The organism is Alicyclobacillus kakegawensis NBRC 103104, from assembly GCF_001552655.1.
Lineage (GTDB): Bacteria > Bacillota > Bacilli > Alicyclobacillales > Alicyclobacillaceae > Alicyclobacillus_G > Alicyclobacillus_G kakegawensis.
On the sequence record NZ_BCRP01000004.1, the window covers coordinates 164,612 to 180,882 of the forward strand.

Sequence of the window (16,271 nt, forward strand, 5' to 3'; positions counted from 1 at the left end):
GGGTTTGCCGCTGCTGCCAATCGAGACAGGTCCGTCGCTTGTATTCAAACATACGGGACAAGGAAGGCGAATATGCGGTCGGTACCATCCTTGCCCGAGTGATATAATGACGGAATAGGGTTTGACTGCATGGAGGCGGACAACACGGTGGAGGACAGCCACATCAACGGGACATCTGAGCTTGTGGGAGTGGGGAATATCCGTCGCTGGCAGGATGGACAGGGCGATGTGCCGGTTAACGGGGTGTTTCTCGCGCAGGATCCATGGACACAGATGGGCACCGGGTTCCTCTGGCTGGATGGGGGTTCTGCCGCGCAATTGGAGGAACTGGCCTTGCTGTTGGGTGTGGCGAGCCGACCGCAACCTGGGCCGTTTCAGGCTGCTCCTGCACTGGCCCTGCCCGGACGGGAGTTTGCACGGCTGCTGAGCGACGAGGAAATGTGGCGGCAGGCCGTTGTCGGCCCGGAGTTGGCCGTGCATTTGCGCCTGGCGCGATTGGCCCGGATCTTGGTACAGCGCGCGGATGTACTGCCGTTTGCCGCTTTATGCGATTGGGGCTGGAGGCAGGTGCTGCGGATGCCTGCACGGCTGGCGCAGGAAGACGGCGTTTTTGTCCGCCACGACGAAGGCCCCGCCGGCTGGTACGCGGGCATGCTGATCCCGGCCTGGCGTGTGGGAGCTGGATCTGCGCTATACCGGGCATACCTCGGCCAGGCCGCCGATTTGCCGAGGCTGGCCGGAAACGAGCACGCGCTGGGGGCATGGCTGTGGGTGTGCACGGACTGGTTGGGACGCCGCTCGCTTGTCGACTCGCCCCGGGTGAACGAGGTGTCCGCTCGCCAGCCGTTTCAAATCCGGTACCGCGGTGAAGAAGAGCTGTTGGCCAATTGGCGCCGCAGTTTAACCGATACAAGCCTGCAGGGCCCGTTGCCCGGGTTTGTGGCTGATCACTGGCTGATGATGCGGATGTTGGCATTGGAGCTGCGCGACTCTGGGTGGGGGGACGCGCTGTTCGACACTACGGGGGAGGCGGATTGGCAGGTCGGTTTTGAACTCATCCCTCCCATACAGGACGAGAGCGGGACGTGGACACTGCGCGCTCTGCTCGTGCATCGATGGTTTGCTTGGCGCGCGCCGCTCGCAGAGTGGTGGCAGCAACCAGAGCGGGGACGATGGCGGATTGGCCATGCGGTGCTCCGCGAGCCGGACCGTTGGTTTCTGCCGGAGCTGGCCAGGGCGGCTGAGGTGTGTCCGGCTGTGGCGCGCCTGCTCGTTCAGCCTGCGCCTGCACAGACCGCGGTGGACGCGGGAGAGGTCATGGAGTTGGTGAATCAGCATGTTCCCCGTTTGCTGGAGGCCGGATTCGCCGTGTTCACCCCGAGGTGGGAACACGTCGACCTGCGGGATGTCCGCATCCGCGTCTGGGTGCAAAGGGTAAACCGCCGGCGGCCGGCGGGCAGGAGAAGCGCCGCGATGGATTCGTGGTTTGATGTGGACAGGTTGATTGAGTTCGACTGGTCTGTGGCGGTTGGCGACGAGGAACTGTCCAGCGAACAGTTTGAGGCGCTCGTGCGTGAACAGCAGCCGTATGTACAATCGGGGGGGACATGGAAACGAGTCCCCGTGGAGGCCATTCTAGAAAGAATCCAGGATTTCACGAAAGGGGTGCGTGCGGGAACCTCAGTCTGGGATTTGGCCAGATCGGTGTTGCAGGCGGACGACACCGACGTGCCTGTGGAGGTTTCCTTTTCCGCCGAAGCGGCTCCCGCGCAGCAGTTCCTCAGGTCCTTGGCAGAAGCGAAAGCCCCACCGCCGCGCCCGTTGCCGAACGGGTTTCGGGGCGAGTTGCGGGATTATCAGAAGCACGGGGTGTTCTGGCTCTTGCAACTGCGCGATTTGGGCATCGGCGGGTGCCTGGCGGATGACATGGGGCTTGGCAAAACCATTCAGGTACTGTCGTTTCTGCTCAGCCTCAAGGAGCAGGGACAGGCGCGGGGACCGCACCTTTTAATCTGCCCGACCTCCCTTTTGTCCAATTGGCGAGCCGAAATGCAGCGGTTCACGCCGGACCTGAAGCTTTACATTCACCATGGGGCTGCCCGCCACGGGTTGGACGAAGCGGGACGCACAACCCTGTCCAGAGCGGTGGCCACGGTCGACGTGGTGCTGACGACGTTTGCCACGCTTGTCCGCGACGCCGAAGAATTGGCACAGGTGGCGTGGGATACGGTGGTCGCCGACGAAGCTCAGAACATTAAGAATGTGGACACAAAACAGGCAGCCGCCGTGCGCAAGCTCAAGGCGCGGCAACGGATTGCCTTGACGGGGACGCCGGTGGAGAACCGGCTCGTCGAACTGTGGGCCATCATGGACTTCGTGAACCCGGGGTATCTGGGGGGAGAGTCCTGGTTTCGGCGGCATTTTTCCGGCCCTGTCACCGCTCATCCCCAGGGGCCACAGGCTCGCCGCCTTAAGCGCTTGCTGACGCCGGTTCTGTTGCGGCGCCGCAAAACCGATCCGTCCATACAAGCGGAACTCCCGGAGAAATGGGAGGTGCGCGACACGGCCGGGCTGAAGTCGGAGCAGGCGGCGTTGTACCAGTCGATTGTCGACGATTTGTGGCAGCGCCTGCCCCATTCGAGATCGGACATGTCGCGCAGGGGGCGGATTCTGGCCGCTTTGACGCGCTTGAAGCAGGTGTGCGACCACCCTTGCCTGGTTGCCGGCGGCCGCGGGGATGTGGACAGGTCCGGGAAGCTGTCGCTGCTTCTGGACTTGGTGGCAGAGGTGGTTGAACAAGGGGAGGCGGGGCTCATCTTCACACAGTTTCGTGAGATGGGCGAAATCATTTGCGATGTCCTTGCTGAGAGGTTTGGCTGGAGACCGGGATATCTGCACGGCGGGCTGCGCCCCGGTGAGCGCGGTGAATTGGTGGCCCGTTTCCAGGCGGGATCCCCAGCGCCGCCTATCCTCGTCCTGTCGTTGAAGGCCGGAGGGGTTGGGCTCAACCTGACACGGGCCAACCACGTGTTCCACTTCGACCGCTGGTGGAATCCGGCTGTCGAAGACCAGGCGACGGACAGGGCGTTTCGCATCGGGCAGACGCGGGATGTGCAGGTGCACAAGCTGGTTTGCTCGGGCACGCTGGAGGAGCGTATCGACGAACTGATTGCGGCCAAGCGGCATTTGTCAGCCGCTGTGGTCGGGGAGTCCGAGGGGTGGATTACGGAACTGGCCGACGCGGATTTGCAGGCCCTGTTCCGCTTGGACGTGGAGTCGGCGTTGGAGGAGGATGGTTGATGGTGAACAGAAGCAGTCCGCCGGAGAAAGAGCCCCAGCCGGCAGGCGCCGCTGTGCGCTTTGATGAGACGTGTTGGCAGCCTGTGTGGGCCGTTGCGGACAAAGCGGTGTTGCGCAGGGCCAAGGCTTTGGCGGTGGACGGGGTGCTGGATTGGCGCTACGAGCCTGGGATGGTGGCGGCCAGAGTACGTGGATACGGGCCAATCCCCGAATACGAGGTCCGCTTTCCGCTGGTCGATAATTGGCAGCCTCATGCCGAGCGGGTGGCGGACTGGTTTTCCCGCCATCCGGACTGGCTCGCGGGACTGATGGCTGGCAATCTGCCGTTTGTGTTCTTGCAGCGCCTGCACAGCGCAGGCATGGCGTTATGGCCGGATGATGCATACGTGGCGCGGTTTCGCGCTGGCGCCAGCTGCACCTGCCGGGGCTCCTCTTCGTGCGCACACGTCTTGGCGGCTGCACTGGCCTGGGTCCGGGAATTGGCGGAGGAGCCGGTGGAATTGTTGGCCTCGGTCGGATTGGATGTTGGACGCACGCTGGATGAGGTGCACCGGCTGACCTACGAGCGACTCTCCGGGTCCGGGGCAGTGGACGCAGGAATCCAAGACTCCGCGCAGGCCGTGGCCCGGCCATGGCAGCCGTGGCCCGAGGAGGAACGCGTACAGGTGAGCGGCGACGAATCGGGATGCAGACGGACTGAGGACTCTGTCATGCTGTCGCGCAACTTGTCCCTGTATCTGCGTACACCCTGGGGCCCGGTGTGATGCCGTGGCCGGTTTCACATCGCGTGCGGGGGATGGGTTGCATCGTCCGAGTCGGAAGTGTCCGTGCTGTGTTCGGCGGATTCAGCGGTGAGTGTTTGTCGGGCAAACAAGCCGAGCAGACCGCCGAGAAAGACGACCGTGACAATCAGGCCAACGCCCACAAGTGACACCCCTTTGCAGCGGTTCAGCCGGGCGCAGTGGAGAACGGATCGCCGAGCTGGCTGGTGGAGTTTTATTCCTCATATGTATAGACGGGAGACGAGGCTGGTTTGTTGCAGGCAATAGCCAAATCGAGATGAATTTGTTGGGCCGACTGAGGACTTATGGCTTCAGACGGGGAGCGGAGAGCGGAAATGGAGGGTGGTGCATGCGTGAAGCGGTGATTGTCGACGCGATTCGTACGCCGATTGGTCGCAGGCGGGGGGGCTTATCGAGTGTGCACCCGGTGGACCTGATGGCGGACTTGTTGAAGCAGCTGCTGCAGCGCAACCCGGTGCAGCCGGAGTTGGTGGAGGACGTCATCCTGGGGTGTGTCGATATGGTCGGGGAACAGGCGGCCAATGTCGCCCGCAACGCGTGGCTCAGCGCGGGGCTCCCGGAGTCGGTGCCCGGCGTCACCCTGGACCGACAGTGCGGATCGAGCCTGCAGGCGTTGCAGTTTGCCGCCCAGGGGGTGATGTCCGGCGGGTATGATCTGGTCGTCGCCGGCGGGGTGGAGTCGATGTCTCGGGTGCCGATGTTCAGCAATTTCGGCCAGGGCGTGGGATCGCCGCTGGTGCCGCGCCTGGCGGCCAGGTATGGGGTGACGGGCGCGTGGTTCAGCCAGGCCGCGGGGGCTGAACGGATCGCCAAGGAGTGGGGCTTCGACCGTGAGGAATTGGATGCGTTCAGCCTCCGCAGCCATCAACGGGCGGCGCGGGCCCGGGACGACGGGCGGTTTGCGGAAGAAATTGTGCCGGTCAAGGTGAGTGTAGATGGGCAGTCGGTGTATATCCATGAGGATGAGGGGATTCGCGCGGACACGTCGATGGAAAAGCTGTCCGGGCTCCAGCCGGCCTTTCCGGACCTTAACCTGATAACAGCAGGCAATGCCAGCCAGATCTCCGACGGGGCGAGCGCGGTGCTGGTGGCTTCCCGGGAGGTGGCGGAGCGGCTGGGGCTGAGGGTGCGCGCCCGGCTGGTCTCCTTTGCGGTGGTGGGGGTCAATCCGGTGACCATGCTGACGGGGCCGATTCCGGCGACCGAGAAGGTATTGCGGCGGGCGGGCCTGTCGCTTGAGGATATCGACTTGTTTGAGGTCAACGAAGCGTTTGCTTCCGTCGTGTTGGCTTGGCAGCGCGAGACGGGGGTGGATTGGGAGCGCGTCAACGTCAATGGCGGCGCGATTGCGCTGGGGCATCCGCTGGGGGCTACTGGCACCCGCCTTGTGGCCACGCTGTTGTGTGAATTGGAACGGCGGCAGGGGCGTTATGGCCTCATCGCCGTCTGTGAGGGGGGAGGCATGGCCAACGCGGTGGTTTTGCAGCGCCTATGAACCCGGGCGGTCGGGTGGCCGCACCGGTCGCGCCAGACGAAGGCGGCTTATTCGCCCGCGATGAATCGGTTGCGCCCGGCGGCGATGGCGGCTGCGCTCATCAGCACCGAGACGGCCGCCAGCAGGAAGAGCGGCAGCCGCCAGGTGTGGCTGTGGTCGTAGAGGAAGCCCAGGAGGACTGGGCCGGCGGCAGCCATCAGGTATCCTATGGATTGGGCCATGCCGGAGAGTATGGCTGCCTGACGCGCGTTACGGGTGCGCAGTCCCATGTACGCCAAGGCCAAGCTGATGCTCGCTCCCTGCCCGATACCGATGCCGATGATGGCCAACACGGCCAGCACGGGTGTGGAGAAGCACAGGGCGACAAACCCGCCTGTGTAAATCAGGCCAAGGATGAGCGCGAGCGAGCGTTGGTCCGCCAGGCGGGCGGCGAGAATGGGGGTGACAAACGTCGCCGGCAGGCCGATGAACTGTGTGACGGAGAGCAGCCAGCCAGCCGTGCTCACGCTGTACCCGTCCGCATGGAGGATGTCTGTGAGCCAAGCTACAGCCGAGTAGAACAGAAATGATTGCAGGCCCATGAACAAGGTGACCATCCAGGCCAACGGTGCCCGCCAGACGCCGCCTGCGCGGCGGCTGGGCAGCGCCTGCGCCGGCTCCGCTGGCCGTTTTGCGCGCAGTTGCGGCGACCAGACGAGGATGGCGCACAGACCAAGCGCGCCCCAGCACAGCAGGGTGTTGCGCCAGCTCCAGCCGGCGCCGTGGGCAAGCGGGATGCTGATACCGGAAGCCAACGCCGCACACACGTTCATCGCTGTCGAGTAACTGCTGGTGAGAAGGCCGACTTGGTTGGGAAAACGGTGCTTGACGACGGCCGGTAAAAGGACGTTGGCCACAGCGATGCCCAGGCCGACAAGCGCCGTGCCGATAAACAGGGCCAGGGTCTGTCCGCCGGAGCGGACGAGGATGCCTGCGACCAATGCGGCGAGTCCCAGAATAAGGGTCCGCTCATTGCCGATGCGTTGTCCGAGGCGAGGCACCCAGGGCGAAAAGATGGCGAAGGCGAGCAGTGGCAGGGTAGTCAGGAGGCCGACCAGAGTGTTGCTCAAGGCAAGGGACGAGCGAATGTCGTCGACCAGCGGGCCGACAGAGGTCAGGGCCGGCCGCAGATTGAAAGCAATCAGAATGATTCCTGCAACCAACAGCACCTTGCGCCCCGTGTCGGCGGCGTGATGCATCCCGAGATCCGGGTTCCCTTCGGCAGGGGGAGAATTTGGCTTCACGGCGGGTTCTCCTATCTTAAATGAATCACCTATACAGGAGCATAATGGTCTTGTCGGGCTCACGCAAGGAATAAAGGGCTATGGCAGCCAATGGGTCGGCGAGGATTGGTGTGAAGGCCCGGCGTCACGCGCTCCCGGCCGAGATACGATTGGATCGCGGCTTTAACTGCGTACCCCAGAACAGGTGCAATTTGGACGGGAACATGTGTTTTTTTTCGCTGCAGGCGGGGGTATAATAACCTCACAGACAGAACATATGTTCCCATCAGGAGGTACCTGGATGCGATACACACTGTTTGGCCTGGGGGAAGGGGTTCGCATCGATGACGGTCCTCACTTGTGGGCCTCCGTCGAGCGGGGGAGAGTCAGCGACGCATCGGCTGCGGTCCGTAAACAAGGGCTTCGACCGGGAACGCCGGCGTCCACCGCCAAGGCACTGGTTCCTGGACTGGCGCTGTACGAAGAACCTGCTTCCCCTTCGCGGATGATGGAGCAGGTTTGGAGTACCCTGTGGACTCATACCCCATGGTTGGAGACTGTGGGAAAAGACTCGTTTTTTATCCAAGTCTCAGGCTCCGCCCCTCCTTTTCAGGAAATCCGAGAGATCGTGCAACAACTGGACACGAATTTGCCCGCAGGGGCTCGCTTTTGTATGGGCCTGGCGGAGACGCCCAAATTGGCTCGTGCGTTGGTGCAGTGGGCGGCGAGTAGCGGGCGAACGGTGCCGGGGATCAGCCGCAAGATGGGCCGGCATCGGTTATGGATTTCCCCTGGACTTGCGGGGCGGCGGAGCATCTCTTTGAAGCAGGACGGGATTTGGCGCGCAGACAGTGGAGATAAGTCCGCAGCGGTTTCTCCTCCCGCTGTGACGCCGAGGTGGATTCTCGCCCTGCCGGTCGATGCTGTGTGGTTTCTTTCCAACGATGTGCGGGTACAACTGAAGGAGTTCGGCGTGTTTCGCTTGGCAGATCTGGTGGCTCTTCCCGATGCGGATATCGCGCGTTGGTTTGGGCGAGAGTCGCTGCTGTGGAAACAGGCGTTTGCCGAGGTGCCTCCTGGACAGATTCGGGTCAATTATCCGCCTGTATATTATTCGGAAATATGGAAATCTTACGACTGTGAAACTATGCCAGCGGAGTACATTCCCAAGCTTGTGGAGTCGCTGATTGCAGCGGTTGTAAATCACCTGCAGAAGTCAGGGTGCGCTGCGCTGCGGGCAGGGATGGTTTGGAACTCCACATCTGGCGAGGGGCGGTTTACACAGGCGGCTGGGCGGCCGCTGTATCGCTTGTCCTCGTGGTTGGCGCACCTGCAGGAAGGCGTTCGGCGGTGCCAGGAAGAGGCGGCGCGGGCCGGGGGGATTGCGTGCGTGGAGGTCCGCGCGGCCGATTTGCAACCGATTCGCGCCCGCCAGTCGAGGTTTGCTGTCAAAAACGGCTTGCTGGTTCCAGATGGATGGGGAACGAGGCGGAAGATAGAGCACATCATGACGCAGATCAACGACCGGTATCCAGACAAGCTGCGCCTCGGGACACGCGGAAGCCTCCGGGAATGGCGCTGGCGGATGGTGGCGGAGGCGTGACGCGGATTGTCCGGCGTCCCATTCAGGTTGAATCATGGTGTGCGCGTATGCCTCAGCAGTTTCGCGATCAAGGGACCCTGTACCGGGTGGCCGATTGGATCGATATATGGAGAGAAATGGGGAACTGGTGGGAGGGGGAGGGAGAGCGGTGGATGATTCGGGTGATGACCGTGGACGGTCAAATCTTTGATCTGGAGTCGTCGGATGGACGATGGTGGCTGTATAAGGTATGGGATTAGGGGGATGCCAGGTGTTCGTGCACCTTCACTGCCATTCTTCTTTTTCCTTTCAGGACGGCGCCTCCACGATTGAATCCTTGGTGGCGCAGGCGGCTGCTGAAAACATGCCGGCAATGGCATTGACAGATCACAATACGATTGCCGGCCTGCCCGAGTTTCATCACTGGGCGTCCGTGTATGGGATTCAGCCGATTTCGGGAGCGGAGTTGACGCTGGAGGACGGGACGCACCTGACCGTGCTCGCGGAAACCCCTTTGGGTTACGAAAACCTCTGCCGATTGTTGACCATCGCTCACGAGGGCCGTCGGCGGCAGCCGGCTTTGCCGGAGCCGGAGCTGTTTCGCCACGCTCAGGGGCTGATTGTGCTGTCCGGATGCCGCCGCGGCCGCATTCCTCAACTGGTTCTACAGCACCGGGCATCCGAGGCTAAAGAGACCGCCAGGCGCTATCATGAGCGATTTCCAGGGGCGTTTTATTTGGAACTGCAGGGAGACGAATATCCCCGGACCCACTGGCTGAATCGGCAATTGGCAGAGCTCGGGGGAGAACTCGGGATTCCCTTGGTGGCCAGCAGCAATGTCCATCACGCAACGCCTGAACAATTTCCTGTTTACGACATCCTGTCCTGCATTCGTACAGGCATTACCATCTATGATCCGTCTGGCGAGCGGCCGCTCAATCCCAACCGTTGGCTGCATGGCGCGGCGGAAGCAAGGCGGCGATTCTCGGCGTATCCGCAAGCGTTGGAGAATACAATGCGGATTGCAGAACGCTGCCAAGTGGTTGTGCGGCTGAACCAGTCCTTGTTTCCAGCCTATCGGCTGCCTCGTGGCGAGACCAGTGCTGCCGCCTATCTGCGCAGGTTGGTTTGGCGCGGGGCGCGTGAGCGGTATCCACATGTGGACGGGGAGCTGCGGGCTCGGCTGGATCATGAATTGGGCATCATTGAACGTTTGGGCTATGTGGATTATTTCCTCGTGGTATGGGATATTGCCAACTTCGCGAGAAGCCGCCGCATCCGCTACGCTGGGCGGGGGTCCGCGGCAGATTCGGCCGTCGCATATTGCCTGCACATTACCGATGTCGATGCGGCGGGGCGCGGATTGTTGTTTGAACGGTTTTTGAGTCTGGAGCGGGCCGAAAAACCGGACATTGATATCGACTTCGACAGCCGGCGTCGGGACGAGGTGATGGAGTATGTGTATCGGACGTATGGGGATCAGAATGTGGCGAGGGTTGCGACGTACCAAACGTTTCGGGGCAAATCGGCCATTCGCGCGGTAGGAGCTGCGCTCGCCCTGCCCGAGGGTCTGGTGGACCAGCTGGCCAAGCGGATTCCTTGGGGGACACGGGCAGATCGGCTGGAGGAAATGCTGCAACAGGTGCCAGAACTTAGGCCATATCGGGCGCACCAGCGGCAATTCGCCTGGCTGTGGCGATTGGCCGCCGGAATTGCCGGCTTTCCCCGCCACTTTGGTTTACACCTGGGGGGTGTGGTCATCAGCAGTCGCCCCTTGTTTGCGGTGACTTCATTGCAGCCGTCCGCCAAAGGAGAGCGGATGATCCCGTTTGACAAAGAGGCGGCAGAGATGGTGGGCCTGGTCAAGCTGGACTTATTGTCGCTGCGTACAATGTCCGCGATTGACAATGCCATCGGATTGCGGGAGAGTCAAAAGATGACCTTGGATTACGAAGCCATACCGCTGGATGATCAGGCGACGTTCCGCAGACTGGGGCGGGGAGAGACGGTCGGGGTGTTCCAGTTGGAGAGCCCCGCACAGCGCGCACTGCAAACCCGCCTGCAACCGGATCGCTTGGAAGACATTGTGGCCAGTGTCGCCCTGATTCGGCCTGGCCCCATCAAAGGCAATATGGTCGATCCGTTTTTGCGCCGCCGCAAAGGGCTTGAACCGGTTTCTTATTTGCACCCAAAATTGGAGCCTATTCTTGGAAAAACCTATGGAGTGGTCTTGTTTCAAGAACAGGTGATAGAGATTGCCACAACGATTGCCAAATTCACGCCCGGCGAGGCTGACCAGCTGCGGAGGGTGATGAGCCATGCCCGCTCCGCCGCAAAGATGGAGAGGATAGGCGAGCAATTCCTCGCCAAGGCGGCGCAAGCGGGGGTGGGGGAGGAGGTGGCGAAAACCATCTTCTCGTACATCCAAGGATATGCCAGTTATGGATTTTGCGAGGCGCACGCTGCAGCTTTTGCCACCACCGCGTATAAGACGGCGTATTTGCTGGAGCATTATCCGGTCGAATTTTATGCGGCCGTCTTGAATCAGTACCCGATGGGGTATTACCCGATTCACGTGATTGTGGCAGAGGCCAGGCGGAGAGGGATCTCTGTGCTGGGTGTGGACATCAATGCCAGCGAGTGGTCCTGCCGTGTCACCGATGGGCAAATTCGATTGGGGTTTCGTTTGCTGAAGGGAAGCCAAGAGACGCTGATTCGCACTCTAGTGGACGAGCGCCAGGCTCACGGGCCCTATCGTTCGGTCTTCGACGCGCTTTGCCGTGTTCCGCAACTGGACGCCCTCTCAGCTCAGCACCTGATTCGGGTGGGGGCGTTCGATGCTTTGGACCCCCGACGGCGGCACCTGCTGTGGCGGCTGCCGGAATGGCTGCGTCTGCGCCACGCTCGGCACGCGAGGCTGCCCCTGTTGCCGGATGCTTCGATGGACGGCGAGGGCGGGCGGACGCGTCGAGACGGTGGGCACGGGGATTTACCGTTCGTTGTGAAGTTGGCGGATGAGTACAGCTTGGTGGGGGTGGGCCTTTCCGGACACTGGCTGGAACTGTATCGCCCTTTTTTGACCCAGAACGGTTACGTTCCCATCCGAAATTTAGATTGTGCTGAGGACGGGGACGAGGTGTTGGTAGCCGGTTTGGTGGTTTGTCCCCATCGCCCCCCTACCCAGAGCGGGCGTACGGTCGTCTTTTTCTCATTGGAGGATGAAAGTGGCATCGTCGATGCGACGATGTTTGAATCGGTGTATCGGCGAAGCGGTGCTGTCGTGTTTACTCCCCAAGGCCGCATTGTCGGTGTGCGCGGGCGGATTCAGCGCCGGGGCGGTGACCGTCCCAATCTGTTGACGTGGGAGGTTCTGCCGCTTCACACCGGTCTATGACTTCCCCTTCCGGTTGGCCTAGCCTTGTTTCATCGGGTAAGATGGATTTTGTTGTCGCGTGCATCCGGGTAGGTGGATGCCAAGTCACTATCCGATAGAACACTAAAATACTTTTTTGTGAATGATCGGATTGAAAATAGGAGATTACCAATCAGTTGCGGAATACATGGGCGTGCCAGACCAATCTGAACGAGGGAGGATGACGGATGCATCTGTCCACTGTAACCAGGTTTTCCTGGCTGCGCTCCACTGTACTGGCCGCCGCCCTCACTATGGCGACAGGGCTCGTGCCGGCTTGCGGGAAGACCACGTTGGCTGCAGACAACAGTCGTTTTCCTGCGCCGGTCGAGGAAGGCGGGGCGACGCTCGACTGGGGGCCGTATGTCAAGGCGCAGGCCCTGCGGATGATTCGCCACAGCCACCGTTATTGCTATCTTGACGTTTATGAGTTGTCGGACCCGGATATCCTCAAGGCCCTTGTCGCGGCGAAACGACGCCAGGTGGATGTGCGGGTGGTCGTCGATGCGACAGAAAGCCATTCGCAGCAAGTTGCTGTCCCCATGCTGGAGCATGCTGGGGTTCCCGTACAATCCCTGCACATTCATCAAGGGATTTCGCACATCAAGATGTTGCTGACGGATGGCCGCGACTCCGGGGTGTTGCTGGGCGGGATGAACTTTGGAGACAGCAGTTGGGAAAACAATGACGCGTCCGTTTACATCCGGCACCCCAATCCGTCGTTTCTTGCGTTGTTTCATTGGGACTGGAAACGCGCCCAGGGCCTGCCCGCCGCAGCACCCAAGACTCAATTACCTCTCATCACCGATGGTCAGATTGAGGCACAGGTCATCCAGGCGATTCAATCAGCCCACCAGCTGGTGTGCCTAGAGGCGTTTGATCTGACGGATCGTGGCGTCCTCGACGCTCTCACCGCGGCCGTCAACCGTGGGGTCATCGTGGAGGTGCTGCTGGATCCCAATCAATCCTACAACCGCCAAGCCGCCGAGGAGCTGCGCGACGCGGGGGCGACCGTTCGCTTCTACCGCTCCTATGGCCAAGAGTGGATGCACGCCAAGATACTCGATGTGGACCATGGAGATACCTTCATCATCGGGAGTGCCAATTTCAGTCATCAAGCGTATGCCTACAACCATGAAGGCGATTTGGAATTTCATCATATGAAGCGGTTCGACGCCTCTTTCCAGGCCGATTTCTCAATCCAGATTTCACGCGGCACCGACTATCCGGTGGCCAGCGCCCGGTCCGATGAGGGTGAAGACTGAATCGATGACGTTCGAACGTGTGCAGCCGTACGATGAGCGATGGGTGATGTATGTATGCGGTCTGTGGAGGCGATGGCCTGCACTCAATGCCTATATGGTAGTCATTGCGCTCTGGACACCGATTGTCATGGTCTGCGTCATCGCTGCGGGCGCCTTATTCCTGGCGCCGCCTGCGGCACATCCTCGCCTCGCCGGGTTTTCGGCGATAGCGGCCGCCGTCTTGGCGCGTGTCATGAACGAATGGGTGACCCGAGTGTTCTGGCGTCCGCGCCCGTTTGAGCGACTGCCGTTTTTGCCGTTGCTTGCGCATGAGCGCGGCGGCTCCTTTCCCAGCAACCATGCGACTGGCGCCTTCGCTTTGGCGGTCAGCATGGCGGGAGTGCCTGGAGTGGGGCTCATCCTGTTTGTACTGGCCGTGCTCTTGGCCATATCGCGCGTGTACGTAGGCCTGCACTATCCCACAGATGTTCTGGCCGGCGCTTTGCACGGGACCTTTGTGGCGGTCGTGGTTTCCACTGCTGTGAGCGTGTGGGTAGCGTAATGCATAGTTCCCCATGCGCCTGTGCACGGTAGAGGCCAGGAGGCTGATCAGCATGCGCTGCCGCTCGTTCGTTTGGCGTGCGCCGAGGTTTTGGCGTCGCTGCCGCTGGTCTGCGGCGGTATCCATCATTTTCATTGGAATCGTCTCGGTCGGACCGCTTCCGTTTGGCCTTTTCCTGAAGGTTCCCCAGGTGTTCGCGCAGACCGCCGTGCGAGTGGTGCTCCGCGATGGATCTATTTCTCCTGGGCGGATTGCAGCGCGTGCGGGCCAAACCGTCAATCTGACGGTGGTCAATCAAGGCCGCCAGGTGCATAACTTGGTCATCCCGGACTTTTACGTGTTCTTGCCCAATCTACCTGCCGGGGGACAGACCACCGCCTCCTTCACACCCGACAGACCCGGACGGTTTCCGTTCTATTCGGATCGACTGATGCAGGGAAAACGTATGCCCGAACCCGGAATGCAGGGGACCCTTGATGTACACTGAGGGGGAACCTGGATGCCGTGATTTCGTGCTATACTTTGGTGTGGCATGATGGCTGGCTATCAGTGGTCTAACCGCAGGGCAGGAAGGTTCAGTCCGGTAGATAGGGGGCCGACACGATGGCAAGCACGATGCGGGTCACGGCAAACTGGTTGGGGCGGCGCCACTTTGCTGCAGTGGGTCCCTCCGGCTGCCAAGTTGAAATGGATGCGGCGGCCGAGGTTGGTGGCGAGGGCCATGGAGCACGCCCCATGGAGTTATTGCTGATGGGACTCATCGGATGCACCGGCATTGACGTCACCATGATTCTCGAACGTATGCGCCAGCCCTTAAGTTCCTTGGCGATTGAGGCGGACGGGACGCGGCGCGAGGAGCATCCGCAGAAGTTTACGGAAATCCACCTCTACTACCGGATGGCAGGGGATGTGGATGCGGATAAGGCGTGGCGCGCGATTCACCTGAGTGAGGAAAAGTACTGCAGCGCTTCGGCCTCGCTGCAAGCGCAGATTGTGCCCCATTTGATTCTCAACGGGCGGGAAATCGCAGACGTCAGGACGTCCGGGTGAGGTTCAGCGTGCGGGCGGTGGGCTGCCGCCCACCCAGCTGTCTCGCTCATGGGTGCGGCGGCGCCGTTGTGCGACGGATTCAGCCGGGCGGCCACTGCAGTTGCCGGCCGCCGATGACGTGGTAGTGCAGGTGTGGGATGGTCTGCTGCCCGTGGCGCCCTATGTTGGTCACGATGCGGTATCCGTCCTCAGCAATGCCCAGCTTTTGTGCGACCCTCTGGGCCGCCAGGTGCAGCCGCCCAATCAAGGCGCAGTCCTCCTCCTGAATGTGGTGTGCGGAGGGAATGTGCTTTTTCGGGATGACCAGGACATGCACGGGAGCCTGCGGCTGAATGTCTTCAAACGCCAGCAGGTCCTCGCTTTCGTAGACCTTTTTGGCTGGCACCGCGCCCGCGACGATCTTGCAAAACAGGCACTCTTCCACTTTTCCACCTCGTTTTTCGGCAACGTTGACTTCAGCAAAATTGTAGGCCAATCGGGCGTCTGCTTCAAACGCTGAGTTCCAAGCCCGTCTGTGAGCGCGGCATTGGATTGATTCCTGTCTTGTTTCTCTCGTACTGTATGGGCAAGCAACAGTATGTCCTGGATGCGGAGGTATGCAGTATGTCCACCCTTTATTATTATGACGGTCACTTTTACGACGAAGACCCGGCGAAGGTGTCTCTGGAAGACAGGGGTCATGAATTTGGCGACGGCGTGTATGAGGTTGTGCGGGTGTACGGTGGTAGGCCTTTTCTTCTGGAATGGCACCTGGAGCGGTTTGAACGCAGCTGTTCCGCCATCGGTTTGCACAACCCGTTGTCGCGCGAGGATTGGATCCGGCTGATCCACGAGGCCGTCCGCCGCAGCCATGAATCGGAGGCCCAGGTGTACTGGCAGCTGACACGAGGGGCGGCGCCGCGTGTTCACTGGTTTCCCGGGAGCGATTCGAAGGTCACATTGATTGTTCGAGCGCAGACCGCCGCTGCGCCGACAGGCGGCGCCACGCTGCTGGCGTACCCGGATGAGCGGTGGGCCCATGTCTTCGTCAAGACCATCAACCTTTTACCCAATGTCTTGGCGAAGGAATCGGCTCACCGCGCCGGCGCTGACGAAGCCCTGTTGGTGCGCGGCGGCGTGATCACTGAAGGAGCGGGCAGCAACGCCTGGTTTGTCTCGGATGGAAAGTTGTACACGCATCCAGCGGATCGCCACATCCTTCCCGGGATCACGCGCCGCCTGGTGCTGCAGTTGGCCCAATCCCTCGGCATCCCGACGCTGGAACGAGCCGTGACGCTGTCCGAGCTGAGGAATGTCGAGGAGGTCTTTATGACGGGCACAACCACGGAAATCTTGCCCGTACAAAAAATTATCGCCGAGTCATCACGGCTCACCCAATTGTCCGAACTGGAGGACGCCCCGCCGGAATCTTTGCTGTACGAGTGTGTCAATCCGGTGGAACTCTGGGCGCAGACGGGCGAGGCGCCGCTGACGGAGCGGCTGCGCGCCGCCTTCGCGGACGCGGTTGCCCACTGCCGTAACCAGTCGCCTATGAATCCCTGAAGGGATGGGAAGCCATGGA

At 61.2% G+C, this 16,271-nt stretch carries 14 protein-coding genes; 11 read left to right on the forward strand and 3 right to left on the reverse strand.

Translation table 11 applies throughout. From position 1 onward, the window contains the following. The first annotated feature begins 129 nt into the window (after window positions 1-129). Together AK2_RS04855 and AK2_RS04860 are read left to right on the forward strand one after the other, a co-directional pair. Window positions 130-3,300, forward strand: coding sequence for a DEAD/DEAH box helicase (locus tag AK2_RS04855; protein ID WP_067931950.1), 3,171 nt, complete (start codon window positions 130-132; stop codon window positions 3,298-3,300). Beyond that, window positions 3,300-4,064 carry a hypothetical protein gene (locus AK2_RS04860; protein ID WP_067931952.1) on the forward strand — a complete coding sequence of 255 codons (765 nt, stop codon included), beginning with the start codon at window positions 3,300-3,302 and terminating at the stop codon, window positions 4,062-4,064. The genes AK2_RS04855 and AK2_RS04860 overlap by 1 nt, the downstream gene beginning before the upstream one ends. A gap of 14 nt (window positions 4,065-4,078) precedes the next feature. Here AK2_RS04860 and AK2_RS16815 read toward each other — a convergent pair whose 3' ends face one another. Next, entirely contained in the window at window positions 4,079-4,225 is a 147-nt protein-coding gene (locus tag AK2_RS16815) for a hypothetical protein (RefSeq protein ID WP_157076227.1), read from the reverse strand. A 206-nt stretch (window positions 4,226-4,431) separates the two neighbouring features. Here AK2_RS16815 and AK2_RS04865 point away from each other — a divergent pair, with 206 nt between their 5' ends. After that, entirely contained in the window at window positions 4,432-5,598 is a 1,167-nt protein-coding gene (locus AK2_RS04865; RefSeq protein WP_067931954.1) for a thiolase family protein, read from the forward strand. A 47-nt stretch (window positions 5,599-5,645) separates the two neighbouring features. Here AK2_RS04865 and AK2_RS04870 read toward each other — a convergent pair whose 3' ends face one another. Continuing rightward, window positions 5,646-6,836 (reverse strand): CynX/NimT family MFS transporter, encoded by a 1,191-nt coding sequence (locus AK2_RS04870; protein WP_067932106.1) that lies wholly within the window; start codon window positions 6,834-6,836, stop codon window positions 5,646-5,648. A 325-nt stretch (window positions 6,837-7,161) separates the two neighbouring features. Here AK2_RS04870 and AK2_RS04875 point away from each other — a divergent pair, with 325 nt between their 5' ends. The 7 genes from AK2_RS04875 (at window position 7,162) to AK2_RS04905 (ending at window position 14,710) form a co-directional block, all read left to right on the forward strand. After that, window positions 7,162-8,463: a Y-family DNA polymerase gene (locus AK2_RS04875; RefSeq protein ID WP_067931962.1), complete on the forward strand. Its 1,302-nt coding sequence runs from the start codon at window positions 7,162-7,164 to the stop codon at window positions 8,461-8,463. Next, the gene (locus AK2_RS04880) at window positions 8,460-8,702 is read left to right on the forward strand and encodes a DUF6504 family protein (RefSeq protein ID WP_157076228.1); all 243 of its coding nucleotides are present in this window, start codon (window positions 8,460-8,462) and stop codon (window positions 8,700-8,702) included. The genes AK2_RS04875 and AK2_RS04880 overlap by 4 nt, the downstream gene beginning before the upstream one ends. Before the next feature lie 11 nt (window positions 8,703-8,713). Then, window positions 8,714-11,836: a DNA polymerase III subunit alpha gene (locus tag AK2_RS04885; RefSeq protein WP_067931964.1), complete on the forward strand. Its 3,123-nt coding sequence runs from the start codon at window positions 8,714-8,716 to the stop codon at window positions 11,834-11,836. Window positions 11,837-12,042: 206 nt separating this feature from the next. After that, on the forward strand, window positions 12,043-13,119 hold the full coding sequence (locus tag AK2_RS04890) for a phospholipase D-like domain-containing protein (RefSeq protein WP_157076229.1): 1,077 nt from the start codon (window positions 12,043-12,045) through the stop codon (window positions 13,117-13,119). A gap of 4 nt (window positions 13,120-13,123) precedes the next feature. Further along, window positions 13,124-13,660 carry a phosphatase PAP2 family protein gene (locus AK2_RS04895; RefSeq protein WP_217994666.1) on the forward strand — a complete coding sequence of 179 codons (537 nt, stop codon included), beginning with the start codon at window positions 13,124-13,126 and terminating at the stop codon, window positions 13,658-13,660. 52 nt (window positions 13,661-13,712) lie between these two features. Next, on the forward strand, window positions 13,713-14,147 hold the full coding sequence (locus tag AK2_RS04900) for a cupredoxin domain-containing protein (protein WP_067931968.1): 435 nt from the start codon (window positions 13,713-13,715) through the stop codon (window positions 14,145-14,147). Window positions 14,148-14,263: 116 nt separating this feature from the next. Beyond that, window positions 14,264-14,710 carry an OsmC family protein gene (locus AK2_RS04905; protein WP_245632777.1) on the forward strand — a complete coding sequence of 149 codons (447 nt, stop codon included), beginning with the start codon at window positions 14,264-14,266 and terminating at the stop codon, window positions 14,708-14,710. 79 nt (window positions 14,711-14,789) lie between these two features. On the opposite strand, the gene AK2_RS04910 is transcribed toward AK2_RS04905, so the two are convergent. Further along, window positions 14,790-15,134, reverse strand: a complete 345-nt coding sequence (locus tag AK2_RS04910) for a histidine triad nucleotide-binding protein (RefSeq protein WP_067931970.1) — start codon at window positions 15,132-15,134, stop codon at window positions 14,790-14,792. A gap of 179 nt (window positions 15,135-15,313) precedes the next feature. On the opposite strand from AK2_RS04910, the gene AK2_RS04915 reads away from it, so the two are divergent. After that, on the forward strand, window positions 15,314-16,252 hold the full coding sequence (locus AK2_RS04915; protein ID WP_067931978.1) for an aminotransferase class IV: 939 nt from the start codon (window positions 15,314-15,316) through the stop codon (window positions 16,250-16,252). The last annotated feature ends 19 nt before the right edge of the window (window positions 16,253-16,271 follow it).